Here is a 17,155-nt window from a genome sequence, read left to right as displayed (position 1 = left end):
AGTTGGTGTGTTGCTTATTTGTGGGCTTTTAAAGTGCGTTCCGTTCGAGGCTGCTATTCTGCCATCCTTAGAGCGTGATGAAGGCGTAGGGCCGGATAGCGGTCAACCGCCATTGGTAGGCCATCAAAGGGGGTACGCCACTTTCCCCGTAGCAGTGTCGCCGTTGCCAGGACGGGATCACCAAACCGGACCAGCGATTTCCCGGTTGTCATTGATGGCCGCTAAATACCTTAATTGATATCGCCCGGAATATACCTACCCGCTGGCCTTTCCCTTGTAGCAACAAAGCGTTGTGGCTGTCCGCAAAGCGTTGCGGCGAGTATCCTGCACTCAGTTTATTGCAGGAAGCTTTACTCCCATGAAACTGACTTGGACAGATACTGCCGGTAACGAAGTCTCAGCAAAAGTCGACGCTCACCTGGTGCCAATCATCAACGTCCTCGGATTGCATAAAAGCTCCGAATTCTTAATGCTGTTCGGCGGAAAATATATACGTTTGAACGAAAACGCTATTCAGAACCGCACTAACATCGCGCTTCTTTACGGGAAGAAAAAAGCTCGTGACCTCGCCGAAAGCCTGCTTAATGCTGGGTATCCACACAGCTACCGAGTGCCCACAGCAAAAAAATTTCTGGCCCGATATCTTCGATCCAAAGGATTGAAGAATGCCGACATCGCGACGCGGCTCTCGTCTACAGATGTTTCCGTCAGAGGGTGGTTGAAATCGGATCAAGATCGCCGTGCTTCATCCGAACGGCGTCAATGCAGGGTATTAAGCGCTCATATTGATGAAGCTGTAGCTCTGGGTCTGGTTGTTCGAGTGAACTTGGCAAGCGGTGAGGGCCATCATGGCTGATATTCTGTCAAGCGCAGCTTCCATGCTGGTCTCAGATAAAATTAATGCTGATGACATGCAATGGATACACGTATTGCCGCTGGGAACAGTCTCAGGCCGCGATGGACGAGGTCCTTACACGGTAATTGACCCAGACACTGTAATGGCTGAGACCCGCCGCTATCATGGCAGAACTCAGATGGTGGTGGATTTCGAGCATCAATCTGTCAATGCCGCGCATAGCGGAAAGCCTGCTCCGGCCGCAGGCTGGATAGCCGCATTGCAAGCCCGCTCCGATGGTATCTGGGCGCACGTACAATGGACCCCTGAAGCTGCAAAGATGGTTCGCCAAAGGGCTTATCGCTATCTCTCTCCAGTATTTCATCACGACGCCAAAGGGATGGTGAAGCGCATTCTAAACGTTGCCCTCACCAACACTCCAAACCTAGATTTGACCGCTGTGGCGCGGTCGGAGGTATTTTCCATGAATGAAGCACAACTCAACGAACTGCGAACGTTACTCGGTTTGGCTTCGGACGCTGATTTCGATGCTGTTCGCGATGCAATTTCGGCTTTGATGGTCGCATCAAACAGCGCCAATCCTGACCCAGCGAAATTTGTTCCTATTGGCGACTTCGAACGTGTTGTCGCAGAAGGGAACAAGCTTCGCCAGGGCATCAGCCAGCAGGCTGCTGAAATTCATGTGTCGGGACTTATCAAATCCGGATCCCTTGCGCCATTTCTTCGGGATTGGGCGTTGAACCTCTGCTCCATCAACAAGCCTCAACTGGATATCTTTGTCGAGCGCACCGGACCGTTCTTCACGCAGGTGATGAGCTCTCAAATTCAAGGCGGTTATCAATCGAGACCCGCCTCTAAGCTGACCGACGATCAATTGGAAATCTGCCGCACTATGGGGTTGTCCGAAGCCGAATTCATCAGCGCCCAAATTGGCGAATAACAAAGGATCCGCACATGCTTATCAACCGGGCGAATATTGAAAACGCTTTTACCGGCTTCAAAGTGTCATTTAATAAGGGTTTTGGTAGCGCCCAGTCGACGTACGAAAAAGTCACGATGACGGTGCCATCAAGCGCGTCGACCGAAATCTATCGCTGGCTAGGCCAAATTCCGAAGATGCGAGAATGGCTCGGTGACCGCATATTCAATAATCTCGAAGCCCATAGTTTTTCTATCTCAAATCGTAAATTTGAGAACACAATACGGGTGAGGCGCGAAGATTTCGAAGATGACCAGTATGGCATCCTAAGCCCACTCTTCCAGGAAATGGGGCAGGCCGCTGCCGAGCATCCAAATGAACTTGTCTATGATCTTCTGAAATCTGGTTTTACTACAAAATGCTACGACGGCCAGTATTTCTTCGACCCTGATCATGCGACACTAGATCAGGATGGAAATGTAATTTCCGTTGCTAATACGGATGGCGGGACTGGTGCGCCCTGGTTTTTGCTTGACGGAAGCCGAGCGATCAAGCCGATTGTGTTTCAGGACCGCATCAAGTCGCAGTTGACCCGGCTCGACCAGGAAAATGATGAGAACGTCTTTTTCCGTGATGAATATGTCTATGGCGTTCGCGCTCGCTCTAATGCGGGGTTTGGTCTTTGGCAACTGGCGTGGGGATCAAAGCGACCTCTTGATAACAGCAGGTACGCTGCTGCACGCGCCTCAATGATGAGCCTGCGCGGCGATAATGGCCGTCTGCTAGGTGTAAAGCCAACAGTGCTGGTCGTTGGTCCGTCTTTGGAAGAGGCGGCAAGGGAATTGATTGTGTCTCAGACGCGGGCGAATGGCGAAAGTAATCCGTGGCGTGACTCTTTGGACCTGCTTGTTACGCCCTGGCTTGGGTGAGCATTTCTGCTTCCTGTCCTGACGGGTGACGGGAAGCCTGCCAGACGGCGAAGTGTTCCTGCGTCGTCTGGCTATTTTAATTTCCTATTGGAGAAAAAATGAACGGGTACAGATATGAACCCAATCAAAAAGTTTGTTGCGCGCTTCGGTAGAAATTTATGCGAAGGTGCAAAAAATAAAAAATACCTTTCGAAGTCAACTTGAATGCGCTTTCTGCATCAAATGCAGAAATTTGGTTTTTCCGATTCTTCGTGTCAAAATTCCGAAAGTTGGTGGCGAGCTACAGCGGCGAGCTACACCGGTGAGATAAGAATGGTGGGCCCGGAGAGACTCGAACTCCCAACCAAGCGGTTATGAGCCGCCGGCTCTAACCATTGAGCTACAGGCCCGGCCTGGCGCGAGGGCCGGCGGTGGGGTTGGCAATGGTTCCAACACCCGTGATGACGCTCTAGCGGAAAACGTGGGGGGCGACAAGTGTTTGCCGCAATGGTTTTGCAATAGGTTGTTTAGAGTGAGGTTGAGCAATCAGAAAGCGGAGCTTGGGAGACGAGATGGTGAATTTGGGTGCGGTTTTTGGCCTTGGGCGGCTTGGCTTTGTGTTGGCATCTCTGGCTTTTGTTTCTCCGGCTATGGCGCAGGAGGCCTCACGGCAGGAGGCGGTCATTAATGTATCGGGCGAAGGGGAGGTCAGTCTGGCGCCGGATATGGCTTTGATGCAATTGGGTGTCGTGACTGAGGCTGCCGAGGCTGCGCAGGCGTTGAAGGACAATAGCGAGGCTTTGGCCAAGGTTTTGAAATCCCTGAAGGACAAGGGATTGGCGGATCGCGATCTGCAAACATCCGGTTTTCAGATTACGCCGCGCTATCGCCAGGAACCGGAAGACAAAACCGATAGCCGCCCGCCAGTGATCGAAGGCTATTCCGTCAGCAATGGGCTGACGATTCGGGTGCGTGATCTGTCCAAGCTGGGCGGGGTAATCGATACGTCCGTTGGTCTCGGCGTCAACCAGGGTGGAGAAATTCGCTTCACCAATGACAAGCCGGAAACGGCCATCGATGACGCCCGCAAATCCGCCATGGCGGATGCCTTGGCCAAGGCGAAAGTGCTGACGCAAGCGGCTGGCGTTAAGCTTGGCCGAATCATTTCCATCAATGAAAATTCAGCGCGGCCCTTCGAGCAGGGCATGATGATGAAAGCCAGCATGGCCCGTGATATGGCGCCCGCCCCAACGCCGATGGCGGCAGGGGAAAATACCTATCGTGTCACTGTGAATGTCAGCTTTGCGTTGGAGCAATAGCCTTCAATCACAAAAAAAGCCCCGGTCGTTAAACCGGGGCTGATTTCTCAAGCAGTCTATCAGAATTTGATACCGATGCCGAGATTGACGACATTCTGCGTGCTGTCGAAATCGATGTCGCTAATATTCTTGGTGCCGTAATCGTTGTAGCGATATTCGAGGCGGGTAAAGATGCGATTGGTAATCGCATAATCCACACCAGCGCCGATGGTCCAGCCGTTCAGGGTTTTGTCGAAATCGCCGGATGAAGACTTGATATAGGTTCTGTCTGCCGTCCAGCCGCCAGCCACAAACAGCAGGGCGCGGTCAATGGCGTAACCGGCGCGGGCGCGGGCAGAGCCGGAGACATCCATGCCCACCTTGACGCCGGAATAGTTGTTTTCGTTCCAGTCGTAGTTCACGTCGGCTTCCACGCCGAGAATCACGTTGTGGCCGACATCGAAGTTCCAGCCACCAAATCCACCGATGCGGCCGCCATCGAAATTATCCGAGAGCGATGCGCCGCTCTGCGACAGTGTGGCATCCAGCCAGCCGTAACCACCGTAAACGCCGATATAGCCGCCTGCCCATGAAAACGCTGCGGGGGTTTCAACAGCAGCAGGAGCTGTCGGAACCTGGTCGACTGCATCGGCGGCCATGGCAATGCCTGCCGATACGAAAAGGGTTGCAGCGGTTGCAAGGAGGGTCAGTCTGTTCATATTCGTCTCCACTCGTTCAATGAGTGAGTGAGATATAATCTATTCATTTGCGTGTATGTAGCAAAAATATCACGGTTTATGCAATTATGAGCTTTAAATTCCACAAATGAGGCCAATACACACCTTATTCGAGTGTTTTCCTGTCAAATCCTGTGGGTTTTTGCTGTTTCTTTCCCTCCGATAGGGCAGGGAAAAGCCTGTGCATTCTGCTTTTGTGATGAATTTTTAGTTATTAGAGGCCAGGGAATGCGCAGGGCCGCTCAGCACTTTGGTGTGCTCTTTCCGGTGTTTTGGTGACGGCTATAGGGTCGCCCTCCTGGCACCAGTGACGCAGGCAACGACGGCAAGGGTGGTGACCAGCATGGAGGCGCTGACGGTTTCGTGGAGAAGGGCGGCGGCGAGCGCCAGGCCGAAAAACGGTTGCAGCAATTGCAATTGACCGATGGCGGCAATGCCGCCCTGGGCAAGGCCGCGATACCAGAAGATGAAGCCGATCAACATGCTGAACAGCGAGACATAGCCAAGGCCGAGCCAGGCGCCAGTGGTGACCCCATTGAGTGTTGGTGGCAAGGTGAGGGCGGCGGCCACGACACTGATGGGCAAAGCCAACGTCAGCGCCCAGCAGATCACCTGCCAACCGCCCAACCGGCGCGACAGTCTTGCGCCTTCGGCATAGCCAAGGCCGCAAATCAGGATGGCGAGGACCATCAGTAGATCGCCATAGGATGCGGTGGCGGCCCCTTGAGACAGTGCAAAGCCGATCACCAGCGCGCTGCCGAGGCCGGAAAACAGCCAGAAGATCGGTCGCGGACGCTCACCGCCACGCAGAACGGCAAATAGCGCGGTTGAAAGCGGCAGCAAGGCGATGAAAACCAATGAGCGGGCCGAGGGTATATGTTGCAAGGCGTAGGCCGTCAGTAAGGGAAAGGCAATCACCACGCAGAGCGAGACCATGGCGAGCGCCGCGATCTCAGCGAGGTTGGGTTTTGCTGGACGAAAGACAAGCAGCAGGCCGCAGCCGAGCAAGCCGGCGATGCTGGCGCGGGCGACGGTCAGAAAAACCGGATCGAAACTGCCGATCGCAGCCCGGGTTGCCGGGAGCGAACCGCTGAAGATCAGCATGCCCAGAAAACCATTGATCAGCCCGCTCGTCGTCTTGTTCATGTGATGCTCCTGTTTTTGTTGTTCTTGCGCCGAGGCGACGGTTATGCCAGAGACGGTGCAATACAATTTTGCCAAACTGTTATGGTTGTTTGAGCAGTACAGAGGCGATGGTGAGCGATTTGGACGCGCAGGGAACAAGCCGGATTGAGACGGTAATGGCAGCTATTCGGGCGCGCATTTCCTCCCGAAGTCTGGCGACCGGCGCGCGACTGCCCTCTGTGCGCGGCTTCGCCAAGACCATGCAGGTTTCGGTTTCCACAGTGGTGGAGGCTTACGAACGGTTGGCGGCGGAAGGGTTGATCCGCTCGCGGCCGGGCTCCGGGTTTTTCGTGGCGGCTCCCTTGGCTCCGCTGTCCTTGACCAATCTCGGGCCTCGACTGGAGCGGGAGATCGACCCGTTCTGGGTCTCTCGCCAGTCGCTGGAAACCCGTGGCGATATGCTGAAACCGGGATGCGGCTGGCTGCCGCCCGATTGGTTGCCGCAGGCAGCCCTTCGGCGCGCGGTCCGCATGCTTGGCCGCGCCGATGGTGCTGTGCTGACGGATTATGGTTCTCCGTTGGGTCTGCCAGGGCTTCGGCAATTGCTATCGCGGCGGATGGCCGATCATGGGCTGACGGTTGCTGCGAATGCGATCATGCTGACGGAATCGGGGACCCATGCCATCGATCTGGTCTGCCGGTTTTTTCTGGAGCCGGGCGATTGCGTTCTGGTCGATGATCCCTGCTATTTCAACTTTCACGCTCTGTTGCGGGCGCACCGCGCCACCATCGTCAGCGTGCCTTATCTGGCGGATGGCCCGGATCTGGAGGCCTTTGCAGCCATTGTCGAGGCGCATAGGCCGCGGCTCTATATTACCAATTCCGGCGTGCATAATCCCACCGGCGCAAGCCTTTCGGCGGTGAATGCGCATCGGTTGCTGACCCTTGCCGACCGGGCCGACCTGACCATCGTCGAAGATGATATTTTTGCCGATTTCGAAGATGTCGCGTCTGCGCGGCTGTCAGCCTTCGACGGATTGAACCGGGTGGTACAGATCGGCAGTTTTTCCAAGACATTGTCGGCTTCGGTGCGCTGCGGTTATATCGCCGCCCGGCGTGATTGGATCGAGGGTCTGACCGACTTGAAGATCGCCACGAGTTTTGGTGGCGGGCGGCTTTCCGCCGAGCTGGTGTTGGCGGTGCTGACGGATGGTGGCTATCGTAAACATCTTGAAGGGCTGAAAACCCGGCTGGCCGCAGCGCGCAGCACTGTGGCGGCGGAGTTGTCGTCGCTTGGCTTCACGCCCTGGCTCCAGCCGAAGGCGGGACTTTTTCTATGGTGTAAAATGCCTGATGGGATCGAATCGGGCGCTCTGGCCCGGCACTGCCTTGACGATGGTGTCATCCTGGCACCCGGCAATGTCTTCAGCCTGTCGCAGAATGCGGGCCGGTTCATGCGTTTCAACGTGGCGCAAACCATGGATGCGAGGGTTCTTGGCTCATTGAAGGCGGGTTTGCAGCAATTGCGGTGAATGGTACGGCGCGTTCAGAGCGCTGTCAGCAATGATCATCATAGCTGGTGCCAGAAGAAACCCAATCAGGAGCTTACACCATGATGTTCAAGACCGGTCTTTACGCAGCCCTTATTGCAACGAGCCTTACCGCATCGGTGGCTTTTGCGGCTGAAACCCAGATCAAGGTCACCGAAACGGGTGAGGGCGGTGGCGCCATGGGGCTGAAGATGGAGCCTGCAACGGTTGCCGCCGGTCCGGCGGTGTTCCACGTTCACAACGATGCCATGTCGGAAGACCATGAGATGATCGTGGTAAAGCTGGCGACGCCGGATGCCAAGATACCGCTCGACACGGCCAAGCACCGCGTTGACGAAAAGAAGCTGAAAAGCCTTGGCGAAGTGTCGGATCTGAAGCCCGGCGCCGATGGCAAGCTTAAGGTGACATTGAAGCCGGGCAGCTATCTGGTGTTCTGCAATATCAAGGGTCACTACGAGGCCGGTATGCAGGGCACATTGACCGTTACGCCCTGATCGGCAGCCGGTGATCTCTTTACCTCTTATGATAAGCCCGCAGCGATGCGGGCTTTTTCATGCCTATCTCGCGGACTGATGCAGAGACATGCTGTTTCATTTTGGATAACTGTTTTCCCCTGAAGGCGCCAACCTTTTAGAAACTCTTAACGACGATAATGCCGCCATTCTATAAGGAGTAAAACATGGCGGCTAGAAAAGCAGCGGGAGGGGCAAGGCGCGGGGGCGCAAACAAACGCCGGGCATCCGGTGGGTCAAGAGCAAAACGGGCAGGGTCTGGCGGCAGCCTTTGGCCTTGGTTTGGGGCGCTTGTCGTGGTGGTGGCCGGCGTTTCGGCCTATGACCACCGCAAGGAATTGTCTGGGCTGATCGACAAGACGTTCGGAACAGGTGGCAAATATATCGCGCAATTGCAGGGCCATGCGCCCCGCGAAACCAGTAGCCGCAGCGAGACTGGCCCGGTTCCGCCCGCAAGCGTTCCAACACCGATGGCGCGCAGGCTCGATCCGACGCCACTGCCACCGGCCACGACGATGATACCGACCGCATCGATGATGCCGCGTTCGAGAGATGACAGCCCCTTGCCGCCCGCCACCACGCTGGTACCGGGACAGGTCGTTGCCTCCCTTCAGCCGCGCGGGGTCGATAAGCAGCGGGTTTCCGGCAAATTCTATTATTGCGGCACGAGCGGGCTCGACAATTGCGTTGTCGATGGCGACACCTTCTGGGTCAACAAGACCAAGATCCGGGTTGCCGATATCGATGCGCCCGAAACCGAACAGGCAAAATGCAAATCCGAGCGCGACCGGGGCTTTGCCGCCAAGGTACGATTGCGTGATCTGCTCAGCGCCGGCAGTTTCGATCTTTCTCCCTTTGGAATGCGGGATGAAGACCAATATGGACGAAAATTGCGCGTGGTGAGCCGAAATGGTCGTTCACTCGGCGCGATGATGGTCGATGAGGGATTGGTCAGGCCCTGGACCGGCCATCGCCAGCCCTGGTGCTGAGAGAGTTTGCCTTAGGAAAAGTGGAGCTCGGTTTTCCCGAAAAGAAAAACGAAAGAAGCCAGAGTTTGTTTGGTTCAATCTGAACCTGACACAGTCTGACTGTTTTTTCTGTGCTGTTCTGAGTGATACACGTCTATGTTGTACCGTTTCGTGACGCACGCCTCCAAAATTTGCCAGTCTTGCCACTTTTACGCCATCTGCACGACATCAGATCGTAACACCTTGGCTTTATGCTTTCCTCCATAAGCAGAGAATAAAAAACTTTTGGAACTCATGGAGCAAAATCCGGTTTGCGGCGTTCCTAATTGTTTGCTGACTTCAAAGAAGCCTAAGGCAAAGATTGCGCGGCACGCATAACACGGACAAAGGGAGAAAAGACCAGTGACCTACGATATGACTGACCTGACCATGTCCGAAGTTCTCAAGGACCCAATGATCCGTCAGCTCTTGCGGGCAGACGGAGTATCTCTCAGCGCTTTTGCCGTCCTGCTGGATGATGCGGCCCGCCAGCGTAATCTGGCCTTGCGTTGCCGCAAAGCAGGCGTTCCCGCAGCCCATGTGATCGACAGTCTTTCTCATGTGCAGGCGCCTGCCGACTGCCTGTAACGTTTGACGTTAAACTGTGCCAACAGCGCCGTTTCCAATGGCCGCTCTTATTCTGCCGCGATGACCACGCAAGGTTCGCGGCAGTTTCGTTTTCTACCAAGACTCACGGTCTGAAGTTTAAGCGAGCGTAAGGGTTGGCAATGAAGATGGCTCGGTTGTTTTTTGCGCTGTCCGTGGCTGCCATTGGTTCTGCGACAGTTGTCTATGCCGCAGGTGCCAAGGAAGCGACCGATCCGCAGTTTGCTTCGGTCAAGGGGCGATGCCTTAGGGTTTCCATCGGTGATCAGGATCTGACCAAGGCCTGTTCTTCTGAAATTGGCCGTAGCCTGCATAGCGATGGCCGCTCCGGCCTTTATTTCTTCATGGGTGCCACGCATATCATTACCTTTACCGGCATCCCCTCCAAGGAAAAGTCGCGCGACAAGAGCCAGGTTGAGACGCTCAAGCTGGACGAAGTCATCCTCAATGACGGAAACACCAAGAGCGGCTTGCAACGGATCGCTGCCAATGGCGCCTGCAATACCAGCCAGATCAATAACGACCGGTTTCTGGTGGCTTGCACTGGCACGCTGCAAAAAGGCACGAAATTCTCGGCCAGTTTCGAAATCGACAAATCGTTGAAATAGAGCATTTCCAGGAAAAGTGTGAAGCGGTTTTCCGTCCGGAACTGCGCAAATGCACCCGTTAACCCGCCTTCGGACAGAAGGCGGGCTTACAATAGGTGATTGTGCTCTCGGATTACACGTCCAGCGGATAGTCCTGGATAACCTTGGTCAGGCTGCCTTCGGCTGGAAACAGAGGGATGAGGCAGGCTTGAAGAGCGTGATAGATATCCCCCTTGCCAGGGAACAGGCTGTTTGATGGCGCGAGGTCTTCGGTCATTTCTTCGTGCCAGCCGCCGAATTGCTTGTCGATGGTGTTGTTGGCGATGAAATTCCAGATCTTGCGGTAGTTTTCCTCGTTCAGGTCGCGGCCCTGGTGCTGGTTGAGGTAATGGGCAGCGCCTGCGGCCTCGCAAAGCGGCCACCATAGCTTGAACGTCTTGGTGGGGACATTGTCCCAATCCAGCGTGTAGTAAAAGCCGCCCTTCTTACGGTCCCAGCCCAGCAGCATCGATTGATAGAACAGGCCGCTTGCCGCTTCCGGCATCCAGTCATGCTGCTTGCCGGTCAGTACCCAGAGTTGCAACACCAGGCGCGCCCATTCCAGCCAATGGCCGGGCGTGGTGCCGGCGGGGCGGAACATTTCATTGGGGTGATAGTAATTGCGGTCCACCACCCATTCCTCATCGAAATGTTCGGCAACGCGGAAAGCTTCTTCGCGGGCGCGGCGGTTGATGATCAGGTCGGCGATCCGGGTGGCCTTGTCGAGATAATGCTGCTCGCCGGTCGCCTCGAACGCCGCCATCAGCGCTTCGGTGAGATGCATGTTGGAATTTTGGCCGCGATAGCCGGCGACCGGTTGCCAATCCTGCGAAAATTCCTCGGCAATGGCGCCGTGGCGCTCCTCCCAGAATTTGGTCTCCAGCACCTCGGTAATGTCTTCCAGCATCCGGTCGGCCAGTGGATGGCCGACGGTTTTGGCGGAGGAGGCGGCCAGCAGCACGAAAGCATGGCCATAGCCCTGCTTGGAGCCATCGGCGACGCCATCGTCGTTCAATTGCCAGACATAGCCGCCGTTCTTCTCGTCACGATGTTTGCGCCACAGATAACGCATTCCGTGATCCACCACATCGGCAGCGCCGGGACGGCCCAGCAGATCGCCGATGGCATAGCAATGCACCATGCGGGCGCTGGCATGGATGCCGCGCACCGGATTGTCTGTCGTCAATGGTGTGCCGTCGCGGGCAAGATCGTAGAAGCCGCCCTTGGGGTTGATCGCTGCCGTCTGGAAGAAATCAAACAGGCCATCGGCCTGATCCAGCAGCCATTTGCGATGGTAAGGCCGTCCGCTCCATTGGTCAGCCAGCGGTTTTCCTTGATTGACGTTCGACATATCATCCTCCACGCGGTACAAAATCGCCCGTGTCTATACTGCATAATCGACGAAATCGAAATCGATTTAAGGAGAAAATTATCCAGCAGCCATAGAGTGTTACCGCTCCGTTCACCCTTTATGATAGACTGTGCCGCAATGCGTTTGGAAGCTGCGGTGGCAGCTGAACGGCGCGATCTAATGACGCCGCGTATATTGACATAAACATATCTTTATGTGATTGGGTACGTAACCCTGGGAACGGAAGGAAGTCGCTCATGCTCGATCAATTGTTTGGACGTGAAGGGGCGAACCGCGACGGCGCAGAGATTCTCAAAGCTCTGCAACAGGCGGCGCGTGAGCGTATTCTGATCCTCGACGGTGCCATGGGCACGGAAATTCAGGGCCTTGGCCTGGATGAAGATGACTTTCGCGGCGAGCGCTTCATTGGCTGCGCCTGCCATCAGAAGGGCAATAACGACCTTCTGATTCTGTCCCAGCCGGAAGCTATTGAAGATATTCATTTTCGCTACGCCATGGCGGGAGCGGATATTGTTGAGACCAATACATTCTCATCCACCCGCATCGCCCAGGCGGATTACGAGATGGAAGGTGCTGTCTATGATCTCAACAAACATGGGGCGCAGGTCGTGCGCCGGGCCATCCTTCGGGCCGAGCGCGAAGATGGCAAGCGCCGCTTTGTGGCGGGCGCGATTGGCCCGACCAATCGTACCGCCTCGATTTCACCCGATGTCAACAATCCCGGCTACCGCGCTGTCTCTTTCGACGATTTGCGCCTTGCCTATGGCGAACAGATCGATGGCTTGATTGATGGCGGTGCCGATCTCATTTTGATCGAAACCATCTTTGATACGCTGAATGCCAAGGCGGCGATTTTTGCCTGCGAGGAGCGCTTCATTGCCAAGAGCATTCGCCTGCCGGTGATGATATCAGGCACGATCACCGACCTTTCCGGCCGCACGCTGTCTGGCCAGACACCATCGGCTTTCTGGAACTCTGTGCGCCACGCCAAGCCATTTACCATTGGCCTGAATTGCGCGCTGGGTGCCGATGCCATGCGCCCGCATTTGCAGGAGCTGTCCGGCATTGCCGATACGTTCGTCTCGGCTTACCCCAACGCTGGTTTGCCCAATGAATTTGGTCAGTATGACCAAAGCCCGGAATATATGGCGAAATTGGTGGAAGGCTTTGCCGAGGAAGGCATCGTCAACGTGGTTGGCGGCTGCTGTGGCTCCACGCCTGCCCACATTGCGGCCATCGCCGAAGCGGTGAAGGGCAAGGCACCACGCCAGCCAGCAGAGCATCGCCCGTTCATGTCGCTCTCTGGTCTTGAGCCGTTTGAGCTGACCAAGGAAATTCCATTCGTCAACGTGGGTGAGCGCACCAATGTCACGGGTTCTGCCAAGTTCCGCAAACTGATCACCGCTGGTGATTTCAATGCAGCGCTGGTGGTTGCCCGCGATCAGGTCGAAAACGGCGCGCAGATCATCGACATCAATATGGATGAGGGCCTGATCGATTCGGAAAAGGCCATGGTTGAGTTTCTCAACCTGATCGCCGCTGAACCTGATATCGCCCGCGTTCCTGTCATGATTGACTCATCCAAGTTCCAGATCATCGAATCCGGCCTGAAGTGTGTGCAGGGCAAGGCCATCGTCAACTCCATCTCGCTGAAGGAAGGCGAGGAGAGTTTTGTGGCCCATGCTAAATTGATCCGCAATTACGGTGCCGCCGTTGTTGTCATGGCCTTTGACGAGCAGGGGCAGGCGGATACCTATGAGCGCAAGGTGGAAATCTGTTCCCGCGCTTATAAAATCCTCACCGAAGAAGCCGGTTTTGCGCCGGAAGATATTATCTTCGACCCCAATGTGTTTGCCGTCGCGACCGGCATTGAAGAGCACAACAATTACGGCGTCGATTTCATCGAGGCCACCCGCACCATCCGCCAGCGCATGCCGCTGGTGCATATTTCCGGCGGTGTTTCCAACCTGTCCTTCTCCTTCCGCGGCAATGAGCCGGTGCGCGAGGCCATGCATGCCGTGTTCCTCTACCACGCCATTCAGGCGGGTATGGACATGGGCATTGTCAACGCTGGTCAGTTGGCGGTGTATGAAAGCATTGATGCCGAACTGCGCGAAGCCTGCGAAGACGTGGTGCTGAACCGCCGTGACGATGGCACCGAACGCCTGCTGGAAATCGCCGAGCGCTATCGCGGCACGGGCGAGGCGAAAGCCCGCGTGCAGGATATGTCCTGGCGCGAACTCCCCGTGGAGAAGCGGCTAGAGCATGCTTTGGTCAACGGCATTACCGAATTTATCGACGCCGACACCGAAGAAGCGCGGCAGAATGCGGCGCGGCCTCTGCACGTCATTGAAGGTCCGCTGATGGCGGGCATGAATGTGGTGGGCGATTTGTTTGGCGCGGGCAAAATGTTCTTGCCGCAGGTGGTAAAATCCGCCCGCGTCATGAAGCAGGCCGTGGCCGTGCTGCTGCCTTACATGGAAGAAGAAAAGCGCGCCAATGGCGGCACGGGCGAGCGCGAGGCCGCAGGCAAAATCCTGATGGCCACCGTGAAGGGCGACGTGCATGACATTGGCAAAAACATTGTCGGCGTGGTTTTGGCCTGCAACAATTACGAGATCATCGACCTTGGCGTGATGGTGCCAGCTGCCAAAATTCTGGAAGTGGCGATCAAGGAAAATGTCGATATCATTGGCCTTTCCGGCCTGATCACCCCATCGCTGGATGAAATGGTGCATGTCGCAGCCGAGATGCAGCGCCAAGGCTTTAATGTGCCGCTGCTGATTGGTGGGGCCACCACCAGCCGTGTGCATACGGCGGTGAAAATCCATCCGCAATATCAGAAGGGCCAAGCGGTCTATGTGCTGGATGCCAGCCGCGCCGTGGGGGTTGTCTCGTCCTTGCTGTCGCCCGATACCCGCGACACTACCATTGAAACCCTGCGAGGCGAATACGCCAAGGTGGCCGATGCCCACGCCCGCGCCGAGCTGGAAAAGCAACGTTTGCCAATTGCCCGCGCCCGCGCCAATGCCGCCAAGGTGGATTGGACCAATTATAAGCCGAAAAAGCCAAGCTTCACCGGCATCAAGGTGTTTGAGGATTACGACCTCAAGGAACTGGCGCAATATATCGACTGGACACCTTTCTTCCAGACATGGGAGCTGAAAGGCCGCTATCCGGCTATTCTGGAAGACGAAAAGCAGGGCGAAGCCGCCCGCGCGCTTTATGCAGATGCGCAAGCCATGCTGACCAAGATCATCGACGAGACATGGTTCCGCCCGCGCGCCGTCATCGGCTTCTGGCCTGCCAACAGCGTTGGCGATGATATCCGCCTGTTCACGGACGATGCCCGCAAAGAAGACCTCGCCACCTTCTTCACGCTCCGCCAGCAGCTTTCCAAGCGCGATGGTCGCCCGAATGTTGCCTTGAGCGATTTCGTCGCCCCTGTGGATAGCGGCGTGGAAGATTACGTTGGCGGCTTTGTGGTCACGGCAGGCATCGAAGAAGTGGCAATTGCCGAGCGGTTCGAGCGTGCCAACGACGATTACTCCTCCATCATGGTCAAGGCCCTTGCCGACCGCTTCGCCGAAGCCTTTGCCGAGCGCATGCATGAGCGCGTGCGCAAGGAATTCTGGGGTTACGGTGCAGACGAAACCTTTGCGCAAGAAGAGCTGATCGCAGAATCCTACGCCGGTATCCGCCCAGCTCCCGGCTATCCCGCCCAGCCCGACCACACCGAAAAGGTCACGCTGTTCAACCTGCTGGACGCCACCGCCACAACAGGCGTAACGCTGACCGAAAGCTACGCCATGTGGCCCGGCTCATCCGTCTCCGGCATCTATATCGGCCACCCCGACAGCTATTATTTTGGCGTGGCCAAAGTGGAGCGCGATCAGGTGGAAGATTATGCTGCTCGTAAAGGCATGGAAGTGCGTGAGATTGAACGCTGGCTTGGGCCGGTGCTGAATTATGTGCCGAAGGTAGCAGTGGCTGAGGATGCTGCGGCGTAACGCCTCAAGTCGTATCGGTTGTTATGCTCCATTGAAACGATATGATGTGGCATAGCAACCTTTTACCTTGGAAACGGCGATGACGCTGCTTGCCACGTATCTTCCAGACTTTAGCTTTCAGGAAGTGCATTCCTGCGTGATTTCAGCATCGACGGATACCGTCATCAGCGCGGCGGCAGACTATTCACCGGAAACTGACCCGGTTTTTCGAAAGATGATTGGTCTTCGGGAGTTACCCACGCGCTTTGCCAGTTTTCTCAAGGGGACGCAGGCCCAATTGCCGCAACCGTTTGGCATGCACAATTTTACGCTGCTGGAACGGCGAGATGGTGCCGAACTGGCCTATGGTCTGGTTGGCCGGTTCTGGCGGCCTGATTTTGGTCTTGTTCCCATCAACGATGGAAGCGCGTTTCGACGGTTTGATACGCCAGGCGTGGCAAAGCTTGTTTTGGTTTTTTCGGCGAACCGCCAAGCGGATGGCACGACACTGCTGGTCACGGAAACCCGTGTGTTCTGCCCGGACCGCGCCTGCTGGCTTAAATTTGCACCCTATTGGTATGTGATCCGCCCTGTGAGCGGCCTTATCCGGGGTCGGATATTGGCTGCGATGAAGCGAGCGAGCGAAAGTGCCTCTCCATCCGTTATCGTCTAAGGTGCTGATTTTGGATATAAAGCTCGCACAATGGCGTAGGTCAATGGGAGCCACATAGGCTGCTTATTGCAGCCTATGATATTTTCTCCCGCTCTATTTCCGTCTTCTTCATCCTATTGAAATTGCAGGCTCGGCTTGGTAGGCGCGGTGGAGCAGCTCCGTTAACGTGCTGGTCTCTGTGAAATTCGTAGTCTCTATGCTGCTGATCGCAATGCCGGGTGTCCATGAATTCATCAGGGCGGCGCTTGTCATGTTTTTAAGGTCTTCCAGCCTGACCTCCTGTTGCCGCTGAGGAATGCCCAGTTTTTCCAACTGACGGCTAATAATGCCCATTGTTACGCCATGCAACATATCGGCGCGGGGCCAGACAATGGCTTCACCATCCCAAAACACCAGATTCCAGATTGTTGCCTCACTCAGCCGACCTTTTGTATCCAGAAAAGCGGCATCATCGAAGCCACGTTCAACGGCTTTGCGCAGGTAATATGTTTTGGCAGATTCGCCAACATGCTTAATCGAGGCGAGAGGGCGTTCATGAAGAACGACATCCAGGCGCAAAGGTCCTGCTGGGTCATTCGAGGGGAGGGCTGTGCGCACCAGAATGGCGAGATTGTCTGGTGCAGTAGGAACTGTGAATTCACCGCTGCGGGAGAATATCGTTGCGGTGAGTGATAGATCATTTGGCGCTCCATCGAGAACTGCGTGCAAATGTGCGCGGACCTGCTCATCGGGCAGTGCCATTCCGAACATTGCAAGAGATGCCAGACGCAGGCGTTCCAGATGCAGGTCAAGTCCCCGCACGCGCCCTTGCCGCACTTGCATGGCGGTGAAATGCGCAAAGCCTGAGAAGGCGAGTGGGGCGAGATCGTCCGCCGATACGGCGTGGCCATTGAGCGTGGTCTTGCAAGGAAAACAATCGGACATGGTGTTGCTCCTGTGTGGGTTCACATTGGTGAGCATTGGCTCTACACTGTGAC

General features: G+C 55.8%; 15 protein-coding genes and 1 tRNA gene. 11 read left to right on the top strand and 5 right to left on the bottom strand.

Translation table 11 applies throughout. The annotated features are described in order from the left end of the window. Nucleotides 1-358: 358 nt before the first annotated feature. Genes FS819_RS09905 through FS819_RS09895 form a run of 3 tightly spaced genes read left to right on the top strand, consistent with a single transcriptional unit; the run spans nucleotide 359 to nucleotide 2,704 of the window. Complete coding sequence (locus FS819_RS09905; RefSeq protein WP_156546487.1) at nucleotides 359-856, top strand: hypothetical protein; 498 nt, start codon at nucleotides 359-361, stop codon at nucleotides 854-856. Continuing rightward, on the top strand, nucleotides 849-1,796 hold the full coding sequence (locus FS819_RS09900) for a phage protease (RefSeq protein WP_156546485.1): 948 nt from the start codon (nucleotides 849-851) through the stop codon (nucleotides 1,794-1,796). Before FS819_RS09905 ends, FS819_RS09900 begins: the two co-directional genes overlap by 8 nt. 14 nt (nucleotides 1,797-1,810) lie before the next feature. After that, nucleotides 1,811-2,704, top strand: coding sequence for a Mu-like prophage major head subunit gpT family protein (locus tag FS819_RS09895; RefSeq protein WP_156546483.1), 894 nt, complete (start codon nucleotides 1,811-1,813; stop codon nucleotides 2,702-2,704). A 313-nt stretch (nucleotides 2,705-3,017) separates the two neighbouring features. Here FS819_RS09895 and FS819_RS09890 read toward each other — a convergent pair. After that, nucleotides 3,018-3,093, bottom strand: a tRNA-Ile gene (locus FS819_RS09890). Nucleotides 3,094-3,255: 162 nt separating this feature from the next. Here FS819_RS09890 and FS819_RS09885 point away from each other — a divergent pair. Beyond that, nucleotides 3,256-4,002, top strand: a complete 747-nt coding sequence (locus FS819_RS09885; protein WP_156546481.1) for an SIMPL domain-containing protein — start codon at nucleotides 3,256-3,258, stop codon at nucleotides 4,000-4,002. Between the two features lie 59 nt (nucleotides 4,003-4,061). On the opposite strand, the gene FS819_RS09880 is transcribed toward FS819_RS09885, so the two are convergent. Continuing rightward, on the bottom strand, nucleotides 4,062-4,700 hold the full coding sequence (locus FS819_RS09880) for an outer membrane protein (RefSeq protein WP_156546479.1): 639 nt from the start codon (nucleotides 4,698-4,700) through the stop codon (nucleotides 4,062-4,064). 300 nt (nucleotides 4,701-5,000) lie between these two features. After that, complete coding sequence (locus FS819_RS09875) at nucleotides 5,001-5,864, bottom strand: DMT family transporter (RefSeq protein WP_156546477.1); 864 nt, start codon at nucleotides 5,862-5,864, stop codon at nucleotides 5,001-5,003. Nucleotides 5,865-5,971: 107 nt separating this feature from the next. Between FS819_RS09875 and FS819_RS09870 the strand changes: the two genes are divergently transcribed. The 5 genes from FS819_RS09870 to FS819_RS09850 all read left to right on the top strand — a co-directional run bounded on the left by FS819_RS09870 (nucleotide 5,972) and on the right by FS819_RS09850 (nucleotide 10,126). Continuing rightward, nucleotides 5,972-7,375 (top strand): aminotransferase-like domain-containing protein, encoded by a 1,404-nt coding sequence (locus FS819_RS09870; protein WP_156546475.1) that lies wholly within the window; start codon nucleotides 5,972-5,974, stop codon nucleotides 7,373-7,375. 80 nt (nucleotides 7,376-7,455) lie between these two features. Beyond that, a complete protein-coding gene (locus tag FS819_RS09865; protein ID WP_015916566.1) occupies nucleotides 7,456-7,887 on the top strand; it encodes a plastocyanin/azurin family copper-binding protein in 432 nt (143 codons plus the stop codon). Between the two features lie 185 nt (nucleotides 7,888-8,072). Further along, complete coding sequence (locus FS819_RS09860) at nucleotides 8,073-8,894, top strand: thermonuclease family protein (protein ID WP_156546473.1); 822 nt, start codon at nucleotides 8,073-8,075, stop codon at nucleotides 8,892-8,894. A 381-nt stretch (nucleotides 8,895-9,275) separates the two neighbouring features. Beyond that, nucleotides 9,276-9,500, top strand: a complete 225-nt coding sequence (locus FS819_RS09855) for a hypothetical protein (RefSeq protein ID WP_041696822.1) — start codon at nucleotides 9,276-9,278, stop codon at nucleotides 9,498-9,500. Nucleotides 9,501-9,646: 146 nt separating this feature from the next. Then, on the top strand, nucleotides 9,647-10,126 hold the full coding sequence (locus FS819_RS09850; RefSeq protein WP_139190208.1) for a hypothetical protein: 480 nt from the start codon (nucleotides 9,647-9,649) through the stop codon (nucleotides 10,124-10,126). Nucleotides 10,127-10,238: 112 nt separating this feature from the next. Here the strand turns inward: FS819_RS09850 and FS819_RS09845 are convergent, their stop codons facing one another. After that, the gene (locus FS819_RS09845; RefSeq protein WP_156546471.1) at nucleotides 10,239-11,495 is read right to left on the bottom strand and encodes an AGE family epimerase/isomerase; all 1,257 of its coding nucleotides are present in this window, start codon (nucleotides 11,493-11,495) and stop codon (nucleotides 10,239-10,241) included. 257 nt (nucleotides 11,496-11,752) lie between these two features. Here FS819_RS09845 and metH point away from each other — a divergent pair, with 257 nt between their 5' ends. Beyond that, nucleotides 11,753-15,526 carry a methionine synthase gene (gene metH, locus FS819_RS09840; RefSeq protein ID WP_156546469.1) on the top strand — a complete coding sequence of 1,258 codons (3,774 nt, stop codon included), beginning with the start codon at nucleotides 11,753-11,755 and terminating at the stop codon, nucleotides 15,524-15,526. Between the two features lie 79 nt (nucleotides 15,527-15,605). Next, nucleotides 15,606-16,178: a hypothetical protein gene (locus tag FS819_RS09835; protein WP_156546467.1), complete on the top strand. Its 573-nt coding sequence runs from the start codon at nucleotides 15,606-15,608 to the stop codon at nucleotides 16,176-16,178. A 108-nt stretch (nucleotides 16,179-16,286) separates the two neighbouring features. Here the strand turns inward: FS819_RS09835 and FS819_RS09830 are convergent, their stop codons facing one another. Beyond that, nucleotides 16,287-17,138, bottom strand: a complete 852-nt coding sequence (locus FS819_RS09830) for an aminotransferase class IV family protein (RefSeq protein WP_156546465.1) — start codon at nucleotides 17,136-17,138, stop codon at nucleotides 16,287-16,289. Nucleotides 17,139-17,155: the final 17 nt, after the last annotated feature.

It is taken from the genome of Allorhizobium sp. Av2 (assembly GCF_021462805.2).
GTDB lineage: Bacteria > Pseudomonadota > Alphaproteobacteria > Rhizobiales > Rhizobiaceae > Allorhizobium > Allorhizobium vitis_G.
Note: the sequence above shows the minus strand (reverse complement) of the source record. Positions and strands in the feature narration are given on the sequence as shown.

Coding starts and splice junctions, on each gene's coding strand:
- FS819_RS09905 (WP_156546487.1), top strand. CDS start 359: ATGAAACTGACTTGGACAGATACTGCCGGTAACGAAGTCTCAGCAAAA.
- FS819_RS09900 (WP_156546485.1), top strand. CDS start 849: ATGGCTGATATTCTGTCAAGCGCAGCTTCCATGCTGGTCTCAGATAAA.
- FS819_RS09895 (WP_156546483.1), top strand. CDS start 1,811: ATGCTTATCAACCGGGCGAATATTGAAAACGCTTTTACCGGCTTCAAA.
- FS819_RS09885 (WP_156546481.1), top strand. CDS start 3,256: ATGGTGAATTTGGGTGCGGTTTTTGGCCTTGGGCGGCTTGGCTTTGTG.
- FS819_RS09880 (WP_156546479.1), bottom strand. CDS start 4,700: ATGAACAGACTGACCCTCCTTGCAACCGCTGCAACCCTTTTCGTATCG.
- FS819_RS09875 (WP_156546477.1), bottom strand. CDS start 5,864: ATGAACAAGACGACGAGCGGGCTGATCAATGGTTTTCTGGGCATGCTG.
- FS819_RS09870 (WP_156546475.1), top strand. CDS start 5,972: ATGGTGAGCGATTTGGACGCGCAGGGAACAAGCCGGATTGAGACGGTA.
- FS819_RS09865 (WP_015916566.1), top strand. CDS start 7,456: ATGATGTTCAAGACCGGTCTTTACGCAGCCCTTATTGCAACGAGCCTT.
- FS819_RS09860 (WP_156546473.1), top strand. CDS start 8,073: ATGGCGGCTAGAAAAGCAGCGGGAGGGGCAAGGCGCGGGGGCGCAAAC.
- FS819_RS09850 (WP_139190208.1), top strand. CDS start 9,647: ATGGCTCGGTTGTTTTTTGCGCTGTCCGTGGCTGCCATTGGTTCTGCG.
- FS819_RS09845 (WP_156546471.1), bottom strand. CDS start 11,495: ATGTCGAACGTCAATCAAGGAAAACCGCTGGCTGACCAATGGAGCGGA.
- metH (WP_156546469.1), top strand. CDS start 11,753: ATGCTCGATCAATTGTTTGGACGTGAAGGGGCGAACCGCGACGGCGCA.
- FS819_RS09835 (WP_156546467.1), top strand. CDS start 15,606: ATGACGCTGCTTGCCACGTATCTTCCAGACTTTAGCTTTCAGGAAGTG.
- FS819_RS09830 (WP_156546465.1), bottom strand. CDS start 17,138: ATGCTCACCAATGTGAACCCACACAGGAGCAACACCATGTCCGATTGT.